The sequence below is a fragment of the Rhodococcus sp. 1R11 genome (assembly GCF_004563845.1).
Lineage (GTDB): Bacteria > Actinomycetota > Actinomycetes > Mycobacteriales > Mycobacteriaceae > Rhodococcoides.
Window position 1 is genome coordinate 13,143 of record NZ_SPNG01000006.1, and the last position, 22,467, is coordinate 35,609.

The 22,467-nt window shown below is 64.8% G+C and carries 23 protein-coding genes; 14 read left to right on the forward strand and 9 right to left on the reverse strand.

What is annotated here, in order from left to right; translation table 11 throughout:
* Positions 1-8: 8 nt before the first annotated feature.
* From E4P29_RS12160 to E4P29_RS12195, 8 genes are all read left to right on the forward strand, one after another.
* Entirely contained in the window at positions 9-1,157 is a 1,149-nt protein-coding gene (locus E4P29_RS12160; RefSeq protein WP_135044995.1) for an HpcH/HpaI aldolase/citrate lyase family protein, read from the forward strand.
* Positions 1,154-3,487, forward strand: a complete 2,334-nt coding sequence (locus E4P29_RS12165; RefSeq protein WP_135044996.1) for a phosphoribosyltransferase — start codon at positions 1,154-1,156, stop codon at positions 3,485-3,487. The genes E4P29_RS12160 and E4P29_RS12165 overlap by 4 nt, the downstream gene beginning before the upstream one ends.
* The gene (locus tag E4P29_RS12170) at positions 3,484-4,287 is read left to right on the forward strand and encodes an HAD family hydrolase (protein WP_167735463.1); all 804 of its coding nucleotides are present in this window, start codon (positions 3,484-3,486) and stop codon (positions 4,285-4,287) included. The genes E4P29_RS12165 and E4P29_RS12170 overlap by 4 nt, the downstream gene beginning before the upstream one ends.
* Before the next feature lie 39 nt (positions 4,288-4,326).
* Entirely contained in the window at positions 4,327-5,715 is a 1,389-nt protein-coding gene (locus tag E4P29_RS25930) for a PPE domain-containing protein (protein ID WP_167735464.1), read from the forward strand.
* Between the two features lie 2 nt (positions 5,716-5,717).
* Positions 5,718-6,452, forward strand: coding sequence for an ESX secretion-associated protein EspG (locus E4P29_RS12180; RefSeq protein ID WP_135044998.1), 735 nt, complete (start codon positions 5,718-5,720; stop codon positions 6,450-6,452).
* Between the two features lie 84 nt (positions 6,453-6,536).
* On the forward strand, positions 6,537-7,136 hold the full coding sequence (locus E4P29_RS12185) for a hypothetical protein (protein WP_245154282.1): 600 nt from the start codon (positions 6,537-6,539) through the stop codon (positions 7,134-7,136).
* Complete coding sequence (locus E4P29_RS12190; RefSeq protein WP_027495068.1) at positions 7,136-7,363, forward strand: helix-turn-helix transcriptional regulator; 228 nt, start codon at positions 7,136-7,138, stop codon at positions 7,361-7,363. The genes E4P29_RS12185 and E4P29_RS12190 overlap by 1 nt, the downstream gene beginning before the upstream one ends.
* Positions 7,364-7,453: 90 nt before the next feature.
* Entirely contained in the window at positions 7,454-8,686 is a 1,233-nt protein-coding gene (locus tag E4P29_RS12195) for a TerD family protein (RefSeq protein WP_245154283.1), read from the forward strand.
* On the opposite strand, the gene E4P29_RS12200 is transcribed toward E4P29_RS12195, so the two are convergent.
* From E4P29_RS12200 to E4P29_RS12210, 3 genes are all read right to left on the reverse strand, one after another.
* Positions 8,661-10,109, reverse strand: coding sequence for a glycosyltransferase 87 family protein (locus tag E4P29_RS12200; RefSeq protein WP_135045427.1), 1,449 nt, complete (start codon positions 10,107-10,109; stop codon positions 8,661-8,663). The two genes, E4P29_RS12195 and E4P29_RS12200, sit on opposite strands and share 26 nt — an antisense overlap.
* A 111-nt stretch (positions 10,110-10,220) precedes the next feature.
* Positions 10,221-12,524, reverse strand: coding sequence for a transglycosylase domain-containing protein (locus tag E4P29_RS12205; protein WP_167735465.1), 2,304 nt, complete (start codon positions 12,522-12,524; stop codon positions 10,221-10,223).
* A 435-nt stretch (positions 12,525-12,959) separates the two neighbouring features.
* Positions 12,960-13,391, reverse strand: a complete 432-nt coding sequence (locus E4P29_RS12210) for a DUF5318 domain-containing protein (protein ID WP_027495064.1) — start codon at positions 13,389-13,391, stop codon at positions 12,960-12,962.
* Positions 13,392-13,490: 99 nt separating this feature from the next.
* Between E4P29_RS12210 and E4P29_RS12215 the strand changes: the two genes are divergently transcribed.
* Both E4P29_RS12215 and E4P29_RS12220 read left to right on the forward strand, forming a co-directional pair.
* Positions 13,491-14,306 carry a DUF1707 domain-containing protein gene (locus E4P29_RS12215; protein ID WP_245154284.1) on the forward strand — a complete coding sequence of 272 codons (816 nt, stop codon included), beginning with the start codon at positions 13,491-13,493 and terminating at the stop codon, positions 14,304-14,306.
* Between the two features lie 24 nt (positions 14,307-14,330).
* A complete protein-coding gene (locus E4P29_RS12220; RefSeq protein WP_135045000.1) occupies positions 14,331-15,173 on the forward strand; it encodes a DUF1707 domain-containing protein in 843 nt (280 codons plus the stop codon).
* A gap of 27 nt (positions 15,174-15,200) precedes the next feature.
* On the opposite strand, the gene E4P29_RS12225 is transcribed toward E4P29_RS12220, so the two are convergent.
* Positions 15,201-15,368, reverse strand: a complete 168-nt coding sequence (locus E4P29_RS12225) for a DUF4235 domain-containing protein (RefSeq protein ID WP_135045002.1) — start codon at positions 15,366-15,368, stop codon at positions 15,201-15,203.
* Between the two features lie 207 nt (positions 15,369-15,575).
* On the opposite strand from E4P29_RS12225, the gene E4P29_RS12230 reads away from it, so the two are divergent.
* On the forward strand, positions 15,576-16,166 hold the full coding sequence (locus E4P29_RS12230; RefSeq protein ID WP_027495058.1) for a PadR family transcriptional regulator: 591 nt from the start codon (positions 15,576-15,578) through the stop codon (positions 16,164-16,166).
* Positions 16,159-17,241 carry an inositol-3-phosphate synthase gene (locus tag E4P29_RS12235; RefSeq protein WP_027495057.1) on the forward strand — a complete coding sequence of 361 codons (1,083 nt, stop codon included), beginning with the start codon at positions 16,159-16,161 and terminating at the stop codon, positions 17,239-17,241. The genes E4P29_RS12230 and E4P29_RS12235 overlap by 8 nt, the downstream gene beginning before the upstream one ends.
* Before the next feature lie 95 nt (positions 17,242-17,336).
* On the opposite strand, the gene E4P29_RS12240 is transcribed toward E4P29_RS12235, so the two are convergent.
* Positions 17,337-17,687: a nuclear transport factor 2 family protein gene (locus E4P29_RS12240; protein WP_135045004.1), complete on the reverse strand. Its 351-nt coding sequence runs from the start codon at positions 17,685-17,687 to the stop codon at positions 17,337-17,339.
* A gap of 108 nt (positions 17,688-17,795) precedes the next feature.
* Between E4P29_RS12240 and E4P29_RS12245 the strand changes: the two genes are divergently transcribed.
* A complete protein-coding gene (locus tag E4P29_RS12245) occupies positions 17,796-18,230 on the forward strand; it encodes an MmcQ/YjbR family DNA-binding protein (protein WP_135045006.1) in 435 nt (144 codons plus the stop codon).
* Complete coding sequence (locus E4P29_RS12250; protein ID WP_135045008.1) at positions 18,221-19,105, forward strand: LysR family transcriptional regulator; 885 nt, start codon at positions 18,221-18,223, stop codon at positions 19,103-19,105. The genes E4P29_RS12245 and E4P29_RS12250 overlap by 10 nt, the downstream gene beginning before the upstream one ends.
* Here the strand turns inward: E4P29_RS12250 and E4P29_RS25935 are convergent.
* The 4 genes from E4P29_RS25935 to E4P29_RS12265 are packed head-to-tail and all read right to left on the reverse strand — an operon-like array spanning position 19,089 to position 22,418.
* Positions 19,089-19,262 (reverse strand): hypothetical protein, encoded by a 174-nt coding sequence (locus E4P29_RS25935; protein WP_167735466.1) that lies wholly within the window; start codon positions 19,260-19,262, stop codon positions 19,089-19,091. The two genes, E4P29_RS12250 and E4P29_RS25935, sit on opposite strands and share 17 nt — an antisense overlap.
* Positions 19,259-20,080 carry a carbohydrate ABC transporter permease gene (locus E4P29_RS12255; protein ID WP_135045010.1) on the reverse strand — a complete coding sequence of 274 codons (822 nt, stop codon included), beginning with the start codon at positions 20,078-20,080 and terminating at the stop codon, positions 19,259-19,261. The genes E4P29_RS25935 and E4P29_RS12255 overlap by 4 nt, the downstream gene beginning before the upstream one ends.
* Positions 20,077-21,123, reverse strand: a complete 1,047-nt coding sequence (locus tag E4P29_RS12260; RefSeq protein WP_209205390.1) for a sugar ABC transporter permease — start codon at positions 21,121-21,123, stop codon at positions 20,077-20,079. Before E4P29_RS12260 ends, E4P29_RS12255 begins: the two co-directional genes overlap by 4 nt.
* 14 nt (positions 21,124-21,137) lie before the next feature.
* Positions 21,138-22,418 carry an ABC transporter substrate-binding protein gene (locus E4P29_RS12265; protein WP_032370043.1) on the reverse strand — a complete coding sequence of 427 codons (1,281 nt, stop codon included), beginning with the start codon at positions 22,416-22,418 and terminating at the stop codon, positions 21,138-21,140.
* Between the last annotated feature and the right edge of the window lie 49 nt (positions 22,419-22,467).

Genomic DNA, 22,467 nt, shown 5'->3' on the forward strand with positions numbered 1-22,467 from the left:
GGATCAAGGTGCAACACTTTCGCCATCTCGACGCCGGCACCCGCGAACGCGTGTTCTTCCTGCAACCGGAGGACATCGCGGTCAGCGACGGAAACAACGTCGTAGCAACAGCACTCGGTGCGACGCTGTACATTCCCGCGACCCGCGCGGACCTGACCGCGACGGTGCACAAGCGCACCGACGAGGGCGTTCGATCGATTGTGATCGATCTCGAAGATGCAGTCGCAGATCACGATCTGCAGTACGCGGTGGAAAACACCATCCGAACTCTGAACGAACTCTCGGGTTCGGAGGCGCTGGTATTCGTCCGAGCCCGCACGGCCCAACAGATTCGGACGGTCTGCGACGGCCTGGCTCCCGGGGCCGCAGGACTCGCCGGATTCGTCGTGCCGAAGTTCACCTCGGCAACCGGAGCCGAATACCTCGACGAAATCCTCGCCGCATCCACTGCACACAACACCCGCTTACTGGCCATGCCGGTTCTCGAGTCGGCCGAGGTGGTCCACCGCGAAACACGCGACACCGAACTCGTTGCCATCCGAGAGCTTCTGGGACGGTACCGAGACATCGTGTTGGCCGTCCGCATCGGAGCCACCGACATGTGCGGTAACTTCGGCATCCGCCGCGACCGCGACCTGACGATCTACGACGTCCGCGTCGTGGCCGACGTCATCAGCGCGATCGTCAACCACCTGGGCCGCAACGACGGATCGGGATTCGTCATCACCGGGCCGGTGTGGGAGTACTTCGCGGACCACGAACGCATGTTCCGTCCACTGCTGCGTCAGACGCCGTTCGTCGACCAGGAGGCCGTGCGTTTCCGGCAACAACTGGTCAGCAGCGACCTGGACGCACTGCTGCGTGAGGTCGCCCTCGACCGCGCCAACGGTATCCAGGGCAAGACCGTCATCCATCCATCCCACGTTCCTGCCGTACACGCGCTGTCGGCAGTGACGCACGAGGAATACCACGACGCCCTCGACATTCTGGCCTCCGATCAGGGCGGCGCGCAGGCCTCCGGCTACCGGAACAAGATGAACGAGCTTGGACCACATCGTAATTGGGCGAAGCAGACGATGGTCCGCGCCCGGGCATTCGGAGTCACCAACGAAGGGATCACGTTCGTGGACCTACTGACAGCGTTGGCTCAGCGATGACCGACAACCCGGCCGACGGCATCGTCCTGACCGACACCGGTTCCTCGTCGTCGTGGACGGCGCGACAACTGGTACGTCCCGGCCTACGCCGCAACCCTCGACGGGCGCACCTGTTGGTGTCCACAGTGCTCGGCAAACACATACCCGTGGATCCGGACGTCGTCATCGGTGCGGGAGACGAATTGGCGGGCCTGGTCGCTGCGGCGGTCGGCGGCTCCGACGTGGATGTCCTCGGATTTGCCGAGACGGCAACGGGATTGGGTCATACGGTGGCGACCGCCCTCGATGCTCGCTGCTACGTGCACTCGACTCGCCGCACGGTCCCGGGCATGACGGTGCACGGAGAGTTCGAGGAAGGACACTCGCACGCCACCGACCATCTGCTGATGCCGACCTCGGCGGACCTGCTCGGCGGCGAACTACCCCTCGTTCTGGTCGACGACGAGATATCGACCGGAGCCACCGCACTCGATGCGCTCCGCCAGATCCATTCCACGGCTGCGCGTTCCCACTACGTCATCGCATCCCTGGTGGACATGCGTAGCGCCGAGCATCTCGACGCGACCGCAGCGACGGCCACCGAACTGGGCGTCGTGATCGACAACGTCAGCCTCGCTCGAGGATCGGTCGAGCTGGCCCCCGGGCTCGTGGAGAGAGTTCTTAGCCTGCCCGATCCGACGTTCAATCCGGTTGCTGCACAGCCCGGTTCGGTACACCGCATCGACGCGCACTGGCCCGCAGCTCTACCCGAGGGCGGCCGTCACGGCTTTCTCCGGTCGGATGCAGCCGGGTTCGACGACGCGATCGAAGCAGTCGCGGCCACCGTCGACGCGTCGCTCCCCGACTCGGGTGCCGTCGTGGTCGTCGGGCACGAGGAGCTGATGTACCTGCCGTTACGCCTGGCGGCAGCGCTGCAACGACGCGGACACAGCGCACTGTTCCAGACGACCACCCGCTCGCCCGCCTACGTACTCGACGTGGCGGGCTACCCGCTGCGCCGAGGCTTCGAATTCGCAGCGCCCGAGGACGAATCTTCTCTGCGCTACCTCTACAACTCCGACGCGCCGGCCGGCTCGACCCTGGTGTTCGTCGCCGATGCCCCCGCGGATACCGACGCACTCTCCGCCGCGGCGGAGACACTCGCGGCGGCGGGCACCGACGTGCTGGTCGTGGTCGTGACCGGTGCCGATCCGCAGGCGCTCGAGATCGCCAGACGCGCCCGTCCGCTGCGTGGTCCCGAGTTCGGCTCGTACGCGCCCGACGAGGTGACCTGGCTACTCAAAGACCTGTCGGGGATCTCGCTGGAAGCAGCAACGGCAGAGCGCGAGAAGGCAATTCAGGCCGGCGCGGCGCACTACGCCGAATCGCTGCCGGTGGAATACCAACCCGATCTTGCGTATCGCGAACTGTTCGAGAAGGTACTGCACGAGAGTGCAGCGCGGCTCGCGGTCGCCGTCGGAACCGTCACCGAAGTGGTGCTCGCCGAGCGCGGACACGACATCGTGCTCGCGTCACTGGCGCGGGCCGGTACTCCGGTGGGAATTCTGATGAGGCGCTGGGCTTTGGCCGCCCACGGCATCGAGATACCGCACTACGCCGTCTCGATAGTGCGCGATCGGGGTATCGACAGCGTCGCTCTGCACTACCTCGCCGAGCACCACGATTCACGCTCGGTGGTGTTCGTGGACGGCTGGACCGGAAAAGGTGCCATCGCACGCGAACTCACGGCGGCGCTGCGCGACTTCCCGGAGGCGGAGTTCGACGACGATCTGGCCGTGCTCGCCGATCCCGGTCACTGCGCTCGCACCTACGGAACCCGAGACGATTTTCTCATCGCGTCGGCCTGCCTGAATTCGACCGTCTCTGGTCTCGTTTCGCGAACAGTGCTCAACGACAGCCTGATTCGTCCGGGTGACTTCCACGGCGCGAAGTACTACGCCGACCTCGCCCCCGACGATGTGTCACGGCATCTGCTCGACGCGGTGACGGCTCGATTCGACGACGTGCGTGACGAGGTCGCGGAGACGGTGTCGTCGGTGCTCGCATCCGACAGAACTCCCACCTGGTCGGGATGGGCATCGGTGGAGAAGGTCCGCCAGGAGTACGGCATCTCGCACGTCAACTTCGTCAAGCCCGGCGTCGGCGAGACCACGCGGGTGCTGCTACGCCGAGTACCGTGGCGCGTGTTGGTACGCGACGCGAATGCTCCCGAGCATCAACATATTCGGATGCTCGCCGACGCCAGGGGAGTACCGGTCGACGTGGTACCCGACCTCGCCTACTCGTGCATGGGTCTGATCAAGAACGTCTCCACCGAGGATGCCTCGTGAGCGCCCTCGTCGCCGTCGACCTCGATCGAACGATGATCTTCTCCGAGGGTGCGCTCGGTGTGCCACTGGACGAGACGTTCGAGTGCGTGGAGCTGTACGAGGGTAAACCGTTGTCGTACATGAGCACTCGGTCGATGTCGTTGCTCCGCGGGTTGAGCGAGAGCGTCACAGTGGTTCCGACGACGACCCGGACCATCGAGCAGTTCCAGCGTATCGACCTGCCAGGTGCCCCGTGGCGCTACGCCATCACCAGCAACGGCGGCAACATTCTCGTCGACGGCGAGCCGGATACGGCCTGGCGCAACAGCTTCCATCTGGACCTGGCAGGCATCGGGGCGGAGTTGAGATCGAGAGTCTCCGAGGACTGGGTACTCAAGTACCGCGAGGCCGACGGCCTGTTCTGCTACCTCGTCGTCGACGTCACCGCCGTCCCGCCGGACTTCGTCTCGGACTGGTCGCAGTGGTGCGCGGCACGCGACTGGAACGTCTCCCAGCAGGGTCGCAAGATCTACACGATGCCCAACGCGGTGTGCAAGAGCTCCGCGGTCGCCGAGGTCCGATCCAGGCTGATCCACGACGGCGCTCTGGACCCCGAGGCCGGCGTGTTCGCGGCCGGTGACGGCGCGCTGGACGCCGAGATGCTCATGGCCGCCGACGAGGCCGTTCGGCCGCGGCACGGCGAGCTGGAACTGCTGGGGTTCACCCGCCCCGGGTTGACCGTCACCGATTCCTCCGGCGTGCGGGCCAGCGAGGAAATTCTCGAGTGGCTGCGGAACCGAACCACAGCGCAGCGCGTCTAACAGTTCGTCGGGGGGACAGGCGCGTGGCAAGGGGTGGGCATGGCGAATCCGTACGAGGAACTCGAAGCGACGATCGACGGGATAGTCACCAACATATTCGTGACCCCGGTGGGGCCCGAGCTGGTCGGCACCATGCTTGGGGCGGCGTTCGAGAAAGCGAACGGAGCCTTCGACTACCGCGGTGACTACGAACCGAACGAGGTAACGATCACCGAACCGTTCGAGGTGATGTCACACGAGGACATCGCGGGCATGGTCGGGTCTCTGGCCATCGATCCCATCGCGACCTCGTCCAAGAACTGGAACGACCTCTCGGCCGCCGCCACCTCCGGATCCGACGGCTTCCGAACGGGAATCGAGGCGGCCATGGCGTCGGGCTGGTCCGGGCCGACGTCCGACGCCGTTCGCGGCGGCGTAGGCGATTACGTCTCGTCCGCGTCCGCGCTGGCCACGTCGATGAGCCTGATCGGGAACAAGCTGCTCGAAGCACACGCGGGATTCGAGCAGACCAAGTCGAGAATGCCGCCGGTGGTGGCGTCCGAGAGCAGCACCCTGATCGGTTCCCTGCTCCCCATTCCGTTCGCCACCAAGACGGCGACGGCAGTGCAGGAAGAGCAGCAGAACGAAGCGCGTCGCATCATGCGATCGGTGTACGTACCGGGTGTGGTGCTGTCGGACACCAACGTTCCGGTATTGCCGACGGCGCACAATCCCGTCGACGGCGGAGGCGGTGGTTCCACCGGCGGCTGGGCAGGCGGTTTCCCGGCAGGCAGCTTCCCGGCCGCCAGTGGGAGCGGCGGTGCGACGTCCGGTGGGGGCGCAGGCTCGGCAGGAGCCGTCGATCCCGCAGCGCAGTCGGCTGCGCACCGGACCGATGCCGGCACCGCGACGCCTGGACAATCGGGCCCCGGGCAACCGGGTTCGAGTCCATCCGGACCGCTGCCGCCTGCAGATCGGTCCGGGGAAACCCGGGCCGCCGCAGCAGGTGGCCAGGGGACCGGAAATGCTCCCGGCGGACTCGGAAGCAGTGTGGGTGCCGGCGGTTCCTCGGGGACAGGCTCCCTCGGTGCCGGCCACAGCGGCTCGGGCTACAGCGGTTCGGGCTACGGCGGCTCCGGCTTCAACGGCTCAGGCGGCGGATCCGGTGGCGGTATGGGTTCCGGTGCAGGTTACGGCGGCTCTGTTCTCGGGTCACCGATCGGTTCCGGCGGTTCCAGCGGCGGCCAGGGCGGCGCGAGTGCGTCCGCGGCCGGTCGAGCAGGAGCTCACGGTATGCCCGGAGTGGGCGGTATGGGCGCGGCGGGAGGTCGTGGCACCGGCGACAAGGACGGTGAACACACCACCCCCGGCTACTTGATCGACGTGGGCAACGGCAGCGAACTGATCGGTGAGCTGCCACTCGTCGCACCCCCAGTGCTCGGCGGCTGACGGTGACTCAGTGGACCCTGCGCGGCATGGATTTCGCGATGCTCTGCAGTCGATTCGGACGGGATCGGCTGCCCTACCCTCTCGCCGTCACCGTCGACGTCGATACCGAGGGTCAGCTCCGACAGCTGCGGCGTGAAGCGTCGACGAGGATCGACGCGCTGGTGGACGAGCGGCTCGAAACAGCCATCGGAGTGGTGATCGACCCCGCTGTTCGCATCGAATGCCGAAGCGACACCGTCGATCTCGGGCAATCCTCGGTACGCGCTCATGCTGCGGTGACCCACGAACTCGCAGTCGTTCTGACCCAACGACCTGGGCCGGAGTGTTCGGTCACGATCGAAACGGTAACCCCGGCATCTGCCCCCGCACGGATCGCCGATTCCGTACCGGCCGTGCAGGCCGGACGACGTGCGGCCGCTACGCTCGAACGTCCCTGCACCGCAACCACATCGAGCGGAGCTATCCTGTCCACGGCCACTCGAAACGCAACTGCGGACGAGAGGTTCGAGGCGTTCTTCGCCCGACCGCGATCGGCAGTCGGCGAGGTGATCGTCGCGCGCGGAGCCACCTACGACCACCGCCGCGATACCGATGCCGTCTCGTTCTTCTGGATGGACTTCGACGGGGACGGCCGCTACCTCGTTCGTTCTCACGCGTCGATCGACGTCGTGCCCGCCGATTCCACCCGATTCGTCGCCGAAATCGGGCGACAGTTGGAGTCGGCCTTACGCCGATGAGGCAGCCCACCCCTTGACACCGTATCGATTTTCGATAGGTTATCGATATTCGTTGTTATCGACTATCGATATGGAGGCGGCGGGATGGCGTACGGACTGGGTTCCATGAAGACCAACAAGTCGGCGATGGTGTTCTACGCGGTCCTGGCCGTGGGCTGGACCGGTTGGAAGATGTGGAAATACCACTCCTCGGACTACGTCAGCGCCACGGTCGAACCCGAGTGGAACACCCCACCCGTCGAGTTGTTCGGGGGCCAATTGCAACCGGGCAACTCGGTCGAGCTCAGTGTTCCGAAGGCCGAGATCGCGCGGCTGCTGGGCTTCATCGACGTGATGCGCTACGGATCCCTCGCCGTCGGACTGGTGATCATCCTGGTGGGCCTGCTGTTCTTCTATCGCTTCTGCAATCGCGTGATCACCGGCAATCCCTTCGTGAACGCTGCACGCACCGACGTCGTGGTGATCGGCGCGTGCATTCTCGCGTACCCCATCATCACTGGGTTCATGAACATGCTCGGCACCAACAGCGTCGTCGGCGCACTCGAGCTGAGCGGGACCGTGGACACCGCTCGGCCGGCCACCGGCCTCTGGATCGCAATCTTCGTGTCCACGTTCCTGCAATTCGTCTACGCCACCATCGCCCAAGGCTCCAAGCTCGCTCGCGACGCCGATGGTCTGGTCTGATGGCCGAGGAGTTCGTCGACCATCTCGTCGTGTGTCATCTCGGCGAGATCCTCGAAGCCCGCGGCATGACGCTCGCCGAGCTGTCGCGTCTGGCCGGGGTCAGCGTCGTCAATCTGTCGGTACTCAAGAACGACCGCGCCAAGGCCATCCGATTCTCCACCCTGACCGCCGTATGTCGGGTGCTCGGCTGCACCCCGGGTGACCTGTTCACTCTCCGCCAGATCTGACCGACAGGCCTTCGCGGTCACACCAGTCGGACAAATCGACCAAGTACATTGGATGACGGTAACCAGCACTTCGAGAGAGAGTCCACCACATTGTCTGCTCCGGCCGGTCAACCGTTGTCCAAGGGTCAGAACGGCCCCCTCACCGTCGGCGACGTCATCGTGTCCATCGCCCTGGCGGTGCCCGCCGATCTGTCTGCGCTACTGGTCACCGACGCCGGAAAGGTGCGCACGGACGCCGATTTCGTGTTCTTCAATCAGCCGACCGGTCCCGGTGTCCGACTCGAACCCGGGCAGGGCGGGCCGGCGCGGCTCGCCGTCTCACTCGGCGCCGTTCCGTCCGACATCGAGCAGATCCGTGCGGTCATCACCCTCGACGACGCGTCGAGCAACTTCGGCCGATCGGCACCCCCGGTCGCGCGAGTCAGCGACACAGCCGGAAACGTGCTGTACGAGTACACGATCGACGGGTTGAGCTCCGAATCCATCGTCATCGCACTGGAGATCTACCGCCGCCAGGGGAGCTGGAAAGTTCGTGCCGTCGGGCAGGGTTACGCGGGTGGTTTCGCTGCGTTGGTGACCGATCACGGTGTCTCCGTGGACGACGCGCCGGCTCCGGCACCCACCCCGCCCCCTGCACCGCCGACGCCACCCGCCCCGGTCGCGCCTCCCGCTCCACCCGCAGCCCCTTCCGCCCCGGTTCGCTCCGAGGCTCCGGAAGTCAGTCTCACCAAGTCCAAGCCCGTCAGTCTGTCCAAGGGCCAGAAGGTCACGCTGCGCAAGGACGGCGGCGTGGCCCTGACGGTGATTCGCATGGGCCTCGGCTGGGATCCGGTGACGACACCGAAGAAGGGTGGACTGTTCGGCGGCGGAGGCCGTGCCGCGAACATCGACCTGGACGCGTCGGCGATCATGCTGGCAGATCGCAACGTCAACGATGTCGTGTACTACGGCCAGCTCAACGCCAAGGACGGGTCGATCACGCACAAGGGAGACAACCTGACCGGCGAGGGTGAGGGCGACGACGAGGTCATCGTCGTCGATCTGACGCGCGTACCCCAGCACGTCACCGGCATCGTCTTCACGGTCACCTCCTACCGCGGCCAGACGTTCGAGCAGGTCGCCAATGCGTTCTGCCGTCTGGTCGACAACACCACCAACACCGAGCTCGCCCGCTTCACCCTGCAGGGCGGCATGCCGTTCACCGGCTTGGTGATGGCGAAGGTCTATCGCCAGGGCAGCGAATGGAAGCTGCAGGCCATCGGCGACGGCATCCAGGCCAAGCACGCCGGTGAAGCCGTCAAGCAGCTCGGCCGCTATATGTGACCGCACGCCGACCCGGTCGATCTGCAGCGCCGTCGAGCACCCCAGCGAGCGGGTCGACGGCGCTGCCGTTTCGAATGAGATCCTCCGACGGCCGGTAGATCTGCCGAACAATCAACGCGCACAATCCGATCACTGCGATATCGCGCACGACCACAGTGGCGGTGAACCACTGTTCGGGCAACCCCTTGTTGTCCACTCCCAGGTAGTAGTACATCCGGGGGAACCAGACGAACGCGTCGATTGCCATCCACGCCAACAGAATTCGACGATGCGGCAGAGCCAGCACCGCCAGAGGCACCAGCCACAACGAGTACTGGGGGCTCCACACCTTGTTGGTGAGCAGGAACCCGGCCACCACCAGGAACACCAACTGGGCCAGCCTCGGCCGGGTCGGAGCCGTCGTCCCGATGTATGCGATCAGCGCACACACGCCGGCGAACAAGAGCAGCGTGACTGCATTGAGAACCAGCGGCTTGTCCCCTGGATAGAGGGGGCCGTCGAAGCCCGTCCATCCGGTGAAGGAGGTGACGACGTTGTACAGCGAGTCGGGGTCGGCTCCGCGCTCGGAGTTGAGCCGGAAGAACTCGTACCACCCCGTCGGATACAGCAGGGCCAGTGGGAGATTGACCGCAAGCCAGGCACCCAGGGCAGCCGCTGCGGTCAGCCCCCACTCGCGCATTCGGCCGGCCCGCCAGCACAACACCAGCAGTGGTCCCAGGAACAACAACGGGTAGAGCTTGGTGGCACCGCCGAGTCCCAGCAGTACGCCGGCCAGCACGGGACGCTTCTTGGCCCAGGCCAGCAGACCGGTGAGCGCGAATGCTGTTGCGAGAGCGTCGAAGTTGGTGAATCCATGCACGATCACCAACGGTGAGGCGGCTACCAGGGCGGCATCCCAGATGCGTCGTCCTGCCGAGATGGCCGTAGCCCAGACGGTGACCAGCCACGCGACTGCCAATCCCAGAGCGACGACGTTGAAGTAGACGACCACAGGCAGGGCTTGCGGCAGGAAGCTCAGTGAGTTCCATGCCTTTCCGACGACCATCGAGCCGTACTGGTACAGGCCGGCAATAACCGGGTACTCCATGTACCGGATCTGACTGGACCCGTCCGCCTTGGTTTCTTCCCAGGACTTCTTGTACGGAAACGCGCCTTGGTCGAGCCGCTCGGCACCGTAGAGCGGCACGGTGTCCGAGTAGCACATCGCCACGTACTGGCGACTGCCACTCCAGTCGAGCCCGAGTTCACCGTTCGGACCCACCGGTGCCTGTTGAATGCACGCTGCCTTGGCGAACCAACCGAAACAGAGAAAGACCACCGCGAGCAACAGGATGACCCGCAGCGCAGTGAACCACCGTTGCCGACCGACCAGAGCGTGCGTGCCGACCGGCCCGCCGATGACCGAGGAAAGCTCCTCGGTCATCGGATCGGTACGGCTCGGTACGTCGCGGTCCGTTGCACTCGCCGTGTCCGGACGGCCAGGACTTGCAAGGGCTCTGCCCTTGCGCTCGGGTTCGGTCGTCACCGGTCGGTGCTACCGGCCGGGAGACGCCGGTTCGGGGGCTGCCGGCTCTGGCGCTGCCGGTGGCTGTGCGGGCTGAGCCGGTGCCAGGCCCGGCAGCGGAATGGTGACGCCCGGCAGAATCTCGACCTGACGCGGCGTGATGACCACCGGCGGCGAAATCTCCGTCGGAATCGGCAGAGTCACGGGCGGCGGCGCGGACGGTGCCACCGTCGTGGCCGGGGCGGCCGGTGCCGAGTACTGCGGGACACCTGCCTGACCGGCAATGGCCTCGGGCGTCGGGAACGTCTCGTTCGAGGTGCCCTCGAGCGTGCCGTCCATCGTCGCCTTCCAGATGTCCGACGGTATGCCCGATCCGTAGATCGGACCGCCGTAACTGTTCTCGAGCGGTAGGCCCTGCTCGGTACCGACCCATACCGCCGTCGACAGTGACGGGGTGTATCCGACCATCCACGCGTCCTTGTTCTGCCCGGTGTCACCGAGCTGCGCGGTACCGGTCTTGGCCGCCGACTGACGACCACCCGCGAGATTGTGACCGTTGGAGTACCCGGCGATCGGACGCATCGCCGAGGTCACGTTGTCGGCCACCGCCGCCGAAACGACCTGCTGACCGGCATCGGGTGCACGATCGAGCAACACGGTGCCGTCGGCCGTGACGACCTTCTGCACGAAATGCGGGGCGTGATAGACGCCGGATGCTGCGAGTGTGGCGTAGGCCGAGGCCATGTCGATCACCCGTGACTGGTACTGGCCGAGCACGATTCCGTAGTTCGGGCCCGCGTTGTCGGGCTCGGTCAACGTGGGGCCGACGCCTTCGATTTCCTGCGGAATTCCGAGCTTGTGAGCCATGTCCGCGATTGCCTGCGGGCCGTTGTCCATGCCGAGCATCATGCGGTAGAAGCTCGTGTTCAGTGACCGCTTGAGGGCTTCGGCGATGGTGCACGTGCCGCAGGATTCGCCCTCGACGTTGCTGATCTGGATGCCGTTGACGTCGAGCGAGGAACTGTCGTACATCTTCGAGAGCGGAATGCCCTGGTCCAACGCGGCAGCGAGGCCGAACACCTTGAACGACGATCCGGTCTGCAATCCGGACTGCGCGAAATCGAATCCGCGACCGTCCGCGCCGCCGTAGTACGAGCGGACCGCACCACTGCGCGGATCGATCGACACCGACGCCGTGCGCAGCTCCGACGGCTCACCCTGCAGGTTCTTGTCCACGGCCTCGACCGCAGCCGCCTGCGCGTTCGGGTCGATCGTGGTCGTGATCTGCAGGCCCTCGGTGTTCAGGTCCTGATCACTGACCCCGACGGCCGACAATTCACGCAGCACCTGCGCCTTGATCAGACCGTTGGGACCGGCGTCGGCGGCATCACCGGAGTCGACCTGGGAGATGGGGACCCACTGTGGATACTGCATCGCCGCACGTTGAGTCTGATCCAGATTGCCCTGGGAGACCATGCCATCGAGCACGTAGTTCCACCGCGACTGGGCACCGGTTGGGTTGACTTCCGGATCGAGTCCGGATGGCTGCTGAATGGTCGCGGCCAGCACGGCACCTTCCTCGACCGAGAGCTGATCGACGGATTTGCCGAAGTACGCCGTCGATGCGGCAGCGATGCCGTAGGCACCTCGACCGAAGTAGATGGTGTTCAGATAGGCCGCAAGAATGTCGTCCTTGGACCATTGGCGGGCCATCTTCGACGAGATGACCAGCTCCCGCATCTTTCGTGTCAGCGTCCGCTCGGAGCCGACCACAGCGTTCTTGACGTACTGCTGGGTGATCGTGGAACCACCGCCCGCACTGTCGCGTCCGAGCACGTTGTCGCGCAGAGCACGGCCGAAGCCGGTCACCGAGAACCCGGGATTGGAATAGAAGTCGCGATCCTCCGCCGAGAGCACGGCGTTACGAACGTGCTCCGGGATCTGGTCGATCGTCACGTCGGTCCGGTTGCCCTCGGGCGGCACCACCTTTCCGAGCACGCTCGACCCGTCGGAGGCGTAGATCGTCGCGACCTGATTGGTCCTGAGATCGCCGGGACGCGGGACGTCCACCAGCGTGTACGCCACCATGAACAGCAGAATCGGCACTATCAGGCCCAAGGCGATCAACGCGTAAATGGTGCGTCGAACAACCCGCCACTTGGACTTCTTCTTCGTTTTCGCGGCGGAACCTCTTTCGGGGGGCTCGGGCGGTTCGTTGCCCGAGGAGCTAGCTGATGGATCGTTCGGTTCGTGTGGCGGCGGGACGGATCCCGATCGGGTGACACCGGCCGCGGCGTAACGACCGTCACCGGACGGGCGGCCCTGCGGTGGCATCGGACGTTGCCCGGGAGGCGGACCCGGTCGTTGGCCGACGGGAGGCATCGGCGGTCGACCCTGCGGTGGCATCGGACGCTGCCCGGGAGGGGGCCCGGGGCGCTGGCCGGGAGGCGGTCCCGGACGCTGCCCCGGAGGAGGCATCGGCGGTCGACCCTGCGGTGGCATCGGACGCTGCCCGGGAGGCGGTCCGGGGCGCTGACCCGGAGGTGGCACCGGACGCTGGCCCGGTGGGGGTACCGGACGACGTCCGGGCGGATCGGAATGGCGGCTGCCGCGCGGCGGTCCGGGCACGTCGGGTCGCCGTCCGGAGTCGCTACGGCCAGGTTCGTTGTTACCCGGGTTGTTGTCGTAGGGGGAACTCACGTACGAATCTCCAGTAATCTCGGCGGCCGCATCGAATTCTCGGTGGCTGGGTTCAGCGAAGCGATTGTGTCATTCACTCGCAGTTCGACGGTTGGGTTGACGGGATCCCGATCGTGGGCGACGGGGTTGCTTGGGTGCGGGCACGGCCCCGAGGACGTAGGACTGGACGAGGTGATTCCAGCTGCACGAGCGGCAGACCTCGACCACATGGACCGAGAATTCCTCTTGGGTGGCAGCCAGCCGACCGAGTTCGTCGGCCGTTCTCGCCGAGCCGGACAGGGGTCCGAGCTTCTCGCCGAACACCCACGACACCAGCGTGAGCTGCTCCTTCCGGCAGATCGGGCACACCACGTCGCTGCCGCGTCCATGGAACTTGGCGGCACGTAGAAGATAGGGATCTGCGTCGCAGACCGCTGCCACGCCCGTCCTACCGGAGTAGACCTCGGCCAGCAGCGACCGACGCTGAAGGGCGTAGTCCACCACCTGTCGCTGAAGTCGCACGAGAACCAGAGTACGTGCGGCAGTGTCGATGGAGACCTGCGATCCCCGCCTGGACGACGATCGACCCACATTCCTGGGCCGAGAAACTATGCTCCACCTGTGCCGACGCGACTGTCACCCAGTACGCGAGCGCGTGATGTGGATCGCACCGATACTTGCGCCACGTTGGACGAGGCACTCGCCGACGGCCAGCTGTCCGATTTCGAGCACGCCGCAAGGATCGATCTGGCGAAGGAAGCCGAAACGATCGCCGATCTGCACGCCCTCATCGAGGACCTTCAGAACGACACCGATCTGCCGCCGATGGCCGACCCGATCGAGTTCGCGCATCCGATCACGACGGCAAAGGGCTCACGCCTGGGCTTCATGGCCGTCGCGGTCCCTGCCGTTGCCGCACTCGTGGCGCTCACCTTCGGCATTCGCGCGTGCTCGAACACCAATGACCCCGAATCGGGTCTCGGGTCGGCCGGGTACAAGAATCCCGCAGTCGTCGTGGACATCGTCGATGCACTGCAACAGAAGATCGGCACGTCGGTGGTCGACAGACTCGGGCTGTACGAGGACCACGCCGTCATTTCGGCACCTGCACCAGGGGTACCACAGAAGCAGGTCAGCTACACCTATCGCAACGGCGTGATCGACGACTACGACGACAACTTCTCGAGCACCCGCGACTTCGACGAACCTCAGATCGACCTGGCGACGGTCGATCTGACGAAGGCAGCGGGGATCATCGCCGGTGCCCGCGAGAGCTTGAACATGAGTCGCATCGACAGCTACAACGTGAGCTTCCACGGCAGCGACAACGGTCCGCAAATATCCGTCTCCGCCGACAACACCGACCAGGAAAGCGGAACTCTCCTATTCGATCCCGCAGGCAACTTCCTGCGTGTCACGCCGTTTTCGTTCGGCTGATGTGTCCGGAAAGGAGGCCGCAGGATGGCACAACGACCCGATTTTCGCGCCCGTGACATCGACCGCGCGCTGACCGCCACCGTTCTGGATTCCGCATACGCCGACGGCCAGCTCACCTTCGACGAGCACCGCCTACGCAGCGAACGTGCGCGGGTAGCCATCACCCTGCGCGACCTACGACGCCTGGTCTCAGACCTACAAAGCGACGTCGACCTTCCGGAACCACCACCGCGAACATCCGAACCGAAGAACCGGCTACTGCTGGCACTCGGCTCGGTCGTCATCGTGACTGTAGGGCTGGTGGTGTTTCTGTCGACCAGGACCGGCGAAGAACCGGTTCCGACTGCTGCCGTCGTCGGGTCCACGACGACGCGCAGCGTGACCCCCACCGTGCCGATGGACCTGCCGGTCGACGTCACCCCGATAGTCGCTCGCCCGTTCGTTTTCGACACCGCCGCCGGACTCGACGATTTCCGAGAACGCTACGTGCAACGTTTCGGCAGTTCGCAGGTTCTCGAGGTGTTCATTCAGATGGACGGCAACCGTGCCGACGTCTATCGCCCGACGGCAGAGGGCCGACGAGAGCGCGTGTTCGTCTCCGGGGGGTTCGAGGTGTATCACGAGACCGACGCGCCAGACGCACAAGAGGCTCTCTTCGACTGGGCCACAATCGATTCCGCGGTTCTGGCAGGCCTCGTCGCGGGAACGCCCGAGGCCGTCGGGGTCCCGGACGCCGCCGTCGAGTACGTCACGATCACCGATTCCCGGGGCGAGCAGCGCATCTCGATCACCGCAGAGAACGACGACGATCAGGGTGGCCGCGTCGAAGCGGACTTCGCGGGCAACATCGTCTCGGTCAGCCGATAGGACGTTGCGAATTATGTTGCGTGTCAGCTACTTCGGGCTCTCGTGCGTGATTGCTCGGTAACCGGTTGCCCCTGCCCGGTCGACTGCGGCCTTGACGACGCCGAACACCGCACCGTGGACAGCTGCCGCGAGCCCGCCGAGCACATTCGTCGCTGACGACATCGGTGTGTGGAACGCCTTCGCTACTGCACTCATCGAAACACCTTTCTCGTACGTAGGCGACGAACAAGAAGGGTCACCAACACTGCAGCCACGACGACGCCGACCGGCCGCGAATGCCGGTTCGCGCGATGTAACCGGCCATTGGTTTGTCACTTCATGTATCGGCGCGATACATTCTTCGATAGTGCAGTCAATCGCATCGCCAGGATGTGATCGTTGGATTCGAGAAGGGGGAGTTGCATGCTCGAGCTCGCAATTCTCGGACTGCTTCTCGAATCACCCATGCACGGTTACGAGCTTCGCAAGCGGCTGACCGGCCTGCTCGGAGCATTTCGCGCGTTTTCGTACGGATCGCTGTACCCGGCGCTCCGTCGACTACAAACCGACGGGCTCATCGCCGAGGACGCCGGTCCCGAACTGCTCGTGAAAAGACGAGCAAAACGGGTGTACGTGCTCACCCCCCTCGGCAGGGAACGATTTGCCGAACTGGTGGCCGACACCGGACCGCAGAACTACACCGACGACGGATTCGGCGTACATCTGGCTTTCTTCAGTCGAACCCCCGCAGAAGCTCGGGTCCGCATTCTCGAAGGCAGACGACGCCAGGTCGAGGAGCGCCGAGAAGGCCTCCGCGACGCTGTGGCCAAGGCGAACGGAACACTCGACCGCTACACCCGGCAACTCCACCAGCTCGGTCTCGAATCGAGCGAACGCGAGGTGCGCTGGCTCAACGAAGTCATCGCAGCCGAGCAAGCCGCCCCCAACCCAGCACCGTCCCACACAGCACCAAACAGGACAGTCAAGACAGAAGGAGAACCCGACCATGGGTGAGAACAACAACGCAATCCGCGTGGCCATTGTGGGTGTGGGCAACTGCGCCTCATCCCTGGTCCAGGGTGTCGAGTACTACAAGGACGCAGACGAGAACGCCACCGTTCCCGGCCTGATGCACGTCATGTTCGGCAAGTACCACGTCCGCGACGTCGAGTTCGTCGCCGCGTTCGACGTCGACGCCAAGAAGGTCGGCTTCGACCTCTCCGAGGCCATCTTCTCCAGCGAGAACAACACCATCAAGATCGCCGACGTGCCCCCGAAGGACGTCCACGTCCTGCGCGGACCGACCCTCGATGGCCTCGGAAAGTACTACCGCGAAACCATCACCGAGGCCGACGGCGAAGCAGTCGACGTCGCACAGGCACTGCGTGACGCCAAGGTCGACGTCCTCGTGTCCTACCTCCCCGTCGGATCCGAAGAAGCCGACAAGTTCTACGCACAGGCCGCCATCGACGCAGGCGTCGCCTTCGTCAACGCCCTCCCCGTCTTCATCGCCAGCGACCCCGTCTGGGCCAAGAAGTTCGAGGACGCAGGCGTCCCCATCGTCGGCGACGACATCAAGAGCCAGGTCGGTGCCACCATCACCCACCGCGTCATGGCGAAGCTGTTCGAGGACCGCGGCGTGCAGCTCGACCGCACCATGCAGCTCAACGTCGGCGGCAACATGGACTTCCTCAACATGCTCGAGCGCACCCGCCTCGAGTCGAAGAAGATCTCCAAGACCCAGGCCGTCACGTCGAACCTGCAGAAGGAATTCAACGCCAAGGACGTCCACATCGGACCGTCCGACCACGTCGGCTGGCTCGACGACCGCAAGTGGGCCTACGTCCGCCTCGAAGGCCGCGCCTTCGGTGACGTTCCCCTGAGCCTCGAATACAAGCTCGAGGTCTGGGACTCGCCCAACTCCGCCGGCGTCATCATCGACGCAGTCCGCGCCGCGAAAATCGCCAAGGACCGCGGCATCGGTGGACCGGTCATCCCGGCTTCCGCCTACCTGATGAAGAGCCCGCCGAAGCAGTTGGCCGACGACGTCGCTCGCGAACAACTCGAAGCATTCATCATCGACGCGTAATTCTCCGCGGCACCGACGCCCGCCGGTCCACTCAACGTGACATTGACCCCCCAAAAGGCCACTAAACGTCACATTGAGTACCGGCGGGCGTTCGTCTATCCCGCCTCGACGATGGCGCGAGGGTCGAAGGTCACCCTGATTTCGGTGATCTTGCCGTCTTCGATTCGTTGCCAGTTCGCGGTGGGGGCCGGGGGTGCGATCGACGTGTGCAGGTCGAACCACGTCAGCACGTTCGGGCCATCGACGAAGACGTGCGCGATGTCGATGTCGGTGACGATCTGCGACATTCCCTTCAACCCGGCGACGCATTCCTCGCCGCTGTCGGCGGTGCCCAGTGGCCCCCGAAACGTGGCGTCTTCGTGCAGGATCGACGCCAGAGTGTCGAAGTCCTTCGCCTTCCAGGCCTCGAAGTAGGTCGCTGCAATTTGTGCGGGTGTCTGTGTCATGGATTCGAGTCTCGAACCGACGGAGCCAGAAGTCCAACAGTTGGTTCCGATCATCACGAGAACTTTTACTCATAGCCGCAGCTAGACATCACGCGCTATCGTTCTCGCGTGGCCATCGATCCCACCTCGAAGCATCCGATTCTCGAACGCGTTCGCGCTCTGGCGTTCGCGTATCCCGACGTGACCGAGAAGATTTCGCACGGCAGGCCGACCTTCCGCACGACCTCGGTGTTCGTCTACTTCGGCGGCGGCGTCAAAGGCGGCGATCTGTTCGACCTGTCGATCCTCGTCAAGTGCGAAAGCGCCGAGGAGCAGCGGGCCTGTGAGCTCGAGCCGCGCTACTTCCATCCCGCCTACCTCGGACCCGCAGGCTGGGTGGGGTTCGACCTGAGCCGTGACCGCAAAGACAAGGCCGACAGCGATGTCTGGGCCGAAGCCGCCGAACTGATCGACTGCAGCTATCGGGTCACCGCACCGAAGCGCGCGATAGTCCGACTCGACGCCGGCGAAGGTCCCGATCTGGGAGTGCAGCGATGGAACTGAGACAGCTCGAATACTTCGTGGCCGTCGCAGAGGAAGCGAACTTCACGCGAGCCGCCGCCCGCGTTCACATCAGCCAATCGGGGGTCAGCGCGCAGATCAGAGCGCTCGAACGAGAACTCGGTGCCGAGTTGATCGACAGATCCGGTGGCACAGCCACTTTGACCACAGCGGGTCAGGCCGCGCTGACGCAGGCGCGCGCCACGCTGGCCGCCGCAGGATCCGTCAAACAGTCCGTCGACGACGTAACCGGGCTACTGCGCGGCTCCCTGAGCATCGGTATGGTGACCGCCTGCACCGTCCCACAACTGTTCGACGCGTTGGCGCGCTTCCACTCTGTTCATCCTGGCGTCGAACTCGCTCTGCGGGAGGGTAATTCGGATCAACTCGTCGCGGATGTTCGATCCGGAGAACTGGATCTCGCGCTCGTGGGCGTCGCCGCCCGTGCTCCGGGCGGACTCGAATCGATGGTGGTGATCGACGAGCGGATCGTCGCAGCCGTTCCGACGAAGCATCCACTGGCGGCGCAGAAGGACGCGACCCTCGCCGATGTGTGCGCACACCCGATCATCGCCCTTCCGCCCGGCACCGGGATCCGAGCCGTGTTCGACCGGGACTGCGCCGGTGTAGGACTGTCACCGTCGATCATGTTGCAGGCGAGCGCTCCCGACGCAGTCGCCGATCTCGCTGCTCGCGGTTTGGGGGTCGGCATTCTCAGCCGATCGATGGCCGAGTTCTACTACGATCGGCTCGTCGCGATCGAGCTCACGGACTCGCACACCGCCGCCCTGTTGGCCCTGGTGTGGCGCAGCGCGATGAGTCCGGCACTGGCCGAACTGGTGGCTATCGCGACGACGAGTTTCAGCGAATCTTCTTGACGGTGAACCACAGTGCGACCAGCAAGCCGAGCAGCGCTACGGACGGAACCACGCCGGGATCACCTCCGATGATCCCGGCTACGGCGAAACCGAGAGCTACCAGCGCGAAGAACCCGAGAATGCCTGCCAACAACTGCAGGTGGTCCTGCGCCGTCACGACTTGACGCCGCCCGCCGTCAGTCCGGAGATGATGCGGCGCTGGAACAGCAGCACCATGATCACCAGTGGAATCGCCACGATGGTGCCCGCAGCCATGATCGCGGCATACGGCACCACCAGCGGATCGTTACCGGTGAACCGAGCGATGGCCACGGTCACCGGTTCGGTCTTGTCACTCGAGAGCTGACTGGCCAGCAGGTACTCGTTCACTGCAGCGATGAACGCGAGAATCGCGGTGGTGAACAAGGCAGGCGCGGCGAGCGGAAGCATCACCAGGCGGAATGCCTGGAATCGCCCGGCGCCGTCGATCCGCGCGGCTTCTTCGAGTTCCCAGGGCAATTCGGCGAAGAACGCCGCCAACGTATAGATCGTCAGCGGTAGGACGAACGAGATGTTGGGAATGACCATCGCCTGATAACTGCCGATCCAACCGATGTTGGTGAAGAACTGGAACAGCGGGGTCACCAATGCGACGACGGGGAACATCGACGCACCCAGGATGATGCCCGTCACCACGTACTTGAAGCGAAAGTCGATGCGGGAGAGCGCGTATGCCGTGAAGATGCCGATGACCAACGCGATCAGCGTGGTCGCGCCGCCCACGATCAGACTGTTGCCCACCGCACGCAGGAAGTTGTTGCCGTTCGCCGTCGACAACGCGTTCTGGAAGTTCTCCCACGTGACGTGCGTCGGCCACGGCGTCGTGTCGAAGGTGTAGCGCGGGTCGCGGAATGCGGTGACGACCATCCAATAGAACGGTGCCAGTCCCCAGACGAGAATGACGACGACACCGAGATAGATGCGAGCCTGCTTCATCGGCCGGGCCCCTTACGCTGATTGTCCTGAGTGGCAACGGCATTGGCACCGAGGAACTTCACCAGGATGAACGCCACGACGAATATGAAAATGAACGAGATGGTCGACAACGACGCCGCGCTGTTGAATCCCTGCCGAATCTGGTCCACCACCAGAATCGAGATGGTCCGCGTCGCGGGATTGCCCTCGGTGAGGATGGCCGGCAAGTCGTACATACGCAGTGCGTCCATGGTGCGGAACAGAATTGCCACCATCAACGCGGGCTTGACCAACGGCAGTGTGATCTTGGTGAACCGCTGCCACGCCGACGCCCCGTCGACGCGGGCCGCCTCGTAGACATCGGCGGGAATCATCTGCAACCCGGCCAGGATCAACAGCGCCATGAACGGCGTCGTCTTCCACACGTCGGCGATGATGACGGCGAAACGAGCGGGCCACGCGTCACCGGTCCACAGAATGTTCGTTCCCAGAATGCGATTGGCGATGCCGTCGTACGCGAAGATGAAGTACCAGAGCTTGGCCGTGACCGCCGTCGGGATCGCCCAGGGGATCAGGATTGCCGCGCGCAACAGGGCGCGTCCGGCGAAGGTCTTGCCCATGATGACGGCCATCCCGAAGCCGATGACCACCTCGATGGACACCGTGACGACCGTGAAGAACGCCGTGTTTCCGACCGCGCCCCAGAACTGAGACCCCAGCGTTCCCGGCGGGCAGGGCACCGATGTGCCCGACGCCGAGGTGCATTGCTGCAGGATCCAGTGCGTGTAGTTGTCGAAGCCGGCAGATCCACCGGTGACGAACATGCCGGTGGCGGGATCGAGACCGGGATCCTTGGAGAAGGACATCACCAGGGCACGGATCACCGGGTAGACGATGACGATCGCGAGGATCACCATCGTCGGTGCGATCAACAGCCAGGCCCGACCCTGCGTCAGGCCGAACCGCTTGTTCTTGGACCGCACATGCCGACCGCGGCCGGGGGACGAGCCCCCGGCCGCGGTGGTTGCGGCGGCCCCACTGGTCACACCAGCAGGTACAGCCATTGGTTCTCCCGAAATCAGTTGGCGCCGGCGGTTTCGATACCGGCCTGCATGTCCGTGATCGCCTGGTCGACGCTCTTCTCACCCTTGATGGCGGCAGAGACGTTGTCCTGCACAGCCTTCGAGACGGCCGGGTAGAACGGGGTGACGGGACGCGGAACGGCGTTCTCGATGGATGCCTTCAAAGCGGGAAGGTACGGCATCGCGGCGATCAGTGCGGGATCGTCGTACAGCGACGAGAGCACGGGCGGCAAAGCACCCTCGGCAATGATGCGCTGTGCCTTCTCGCCCTGCATGAAGCGCAGGAAGTCGGCAGCAGTGGCCTTGTTCTCGGAGTACGCGCTGATCGCGGCGTTGTATCCGCCGAGCGTCGAGGTGCCCACGCCGGTGACTCCGGGAAGGGGTGCGACCGCGTACTTGCCGACCACAGCCGAACCTTCTTCTGCGGCGGTGCCGTAGACGTACGGCCAGTTGCGCAGGAACAGTGTCTTTCCGTCCTGGAACGCCTGCTGGCTGTCGGACTCCTTGAACGTGGTGTCCTGGGCCGGGATGACGCCGGTCTCGAACGCGGTGACCAGAGTCTGCAGTCCGGCCTTGGCTTCCGGGCTGTTGACGGTGGGGGTCTTGCCGTCTTCGCCGACGATCGATCCGCCGTGCGCGTTGATGATCTCCGACGCGTTGGCTGTCAGACCCTCGTAGGGGGCGAATTGCCCTGCGTAGCAGTCGATGTTGTTGTCGCGGGCGACCTGGCAGTCCTCGGTGAGCTCGGCCCAGGTGGTGGGCGCTTCGGGGAGCAGATCACTGCGGTAGTAGAGCAATCCACCGTTGGTGTTCTTCGGTGCGGCGTACTGCTTGCCGTTGTATGTAGCGCTCGCGACGGTCGCGGGCAGAACGCCTGCGTTGTCGAGTGCGAATTCGCCCTCGAGCGGCACGAGCCAGCCCTTGGCCGCGAACTCGGCGGTCCACACGACGTCGAGTGCCATGACGTCGTAGTCGCTCTGCTGCGCCTGGAGCTGCTGAACGAAGTCGTCGTGGGCCTGATCGGCGTCGGCGGACTGCTCCTTGAAGGTGACCTGCTGATCAGGGTTGGCGGCGTTCCACTCCGAGATGATCTGCTGGACGACACCGGTCTCGGTGGTGTCCTGGCCTTCTACATAGGTGATAGGTCCACGGCCGTCGGCATTTTCGGATGCAGCACCCGAATCGCCGCTCGAACCGCTGTCGCTCGAACATCCGGTGAGCGTCAGCAGCGTGGCTGCTGTCGCAACCACTGCCACCTTCGTGATCAAAGACGCCATTGTTTTCTCCACTTACTTCTACGCGGTGGTATGCGCCCGGAGATGGGCA

What these genes read in the sequence shown, in the direction of transcription:
- E4P29_RS12260 (WP_209205390.1), bottom strand. Translation starts at nt 21,123, where the DNA reads ATGGCTGTACCTGCTGGTGTGACCAGTGGGGCCGCCGCAACCACCGCG.
- E4P29_RS12205 (WP_167735465.1), bottom strand. Translation starts at nt 12,524, where the DNA reads ATGCCACCGCAGGGCCGCCCGTCCGGTGACGGTCGTTACGCCGCGGCC.
- E4P29_RS12230 (WP_027495058.1), top strand. Translation starts at nt 15,576, where the DNA reads ATGCTCGAGCTCGCAATTCTCGGACTGCTTCTCGAATCACCCATGCAC.
- E4P29_RS12255 (WP_135045010.1), bottom strand. Translation starts at nt 20,080, where the DNA reads ATGAAGCAGGCTCGCATCTATCTCGGTGTCGTCGTCATTCTCGTCTGG.
- E4P29_RS12235 (WP_027495057.1), top strand. Translation starts at nt 16,159, where the DNA reads ATGGGTGAGAACAACAACGCAATCCGCGTGGCCATTGTGGGTGTGGGC.
- E4P29_RS12165 (WP_135044996.1), top strand. Translation starts at nt 1,154, where the DNA reads ATGACCGACAACCCGGCCGACGGCATCGTCCTGACCGACACCGGTTCC.
- E4P29_RS12190 (WP_027495068.1), top strand. Translation starts at nt 7,136, where the DNA reads ATGGCCGAGGAGTTCGTCGACCATCTCGTCGTGTGTCATCTCGGCGAG.
- E4P29_RS12240 (WP_135045004.1), bottom strand. Translation starts at nt 17,687, where the DNA reads ATGACACAGACACCCGCACAAATTGCAGCGACCTACTTCGAGGCCTGG.
- E4P29_RS12200 (WP_135045427.1), bottom strand. Translation starts at nt 10,109, where the DNA reads ATGACCGAGGAGCTTTCCTCGGTCATCGGCGGGCCGGTCGGCACGCAC.
- E4P29_RS12225 (WP_135045002.1), bottom strand. Translation starts at nt 15,368, where the DNA reads ATGAGTGCAGTAGCGAAGGCGTTCCACACACCGATGTCGTCAGCGACG.
- E4P29_RS12185 (WP_245154282.1), top strand. Translation starts at nt 6,537, where the DNA reads ATGGCGTACGGACTGGGTTCCATGAAGACCAACAAGTCGGCGATGGTG.
- E4P29_RS12265 (WP_032370043.1), bottom strand. Translation starts at nt 22,418, where the DNA reads ATGGCGTCTTTGATCACGAAGGTGGCAGTGGTTGCGACAGCAGCCACG.
- E4P29_RS12220 (WP_135045000.1), top strand. Translation starts at nt 14,331, where the DNA reads ATGGCACAACGACCCGATTTTCGCGCCCGTGACATCGACCGCGCGCTG.
- E4P29_RS25930 (WP_167735464.1), top strand. Translation starts at nt 4,327, where the DNA reads ATGGCGAATCCGTACGAGGAACTCGAAGCGACGATCGACGGGATAGTC.
- E4P29_RS12250 (WP_135045008.1), top strand. Translation starts at nt 18,221, where the DNA reads ATGGAACTGAGACAGCTCGAATACTTCGTGGCCGTCGCAGAGGAAGCG.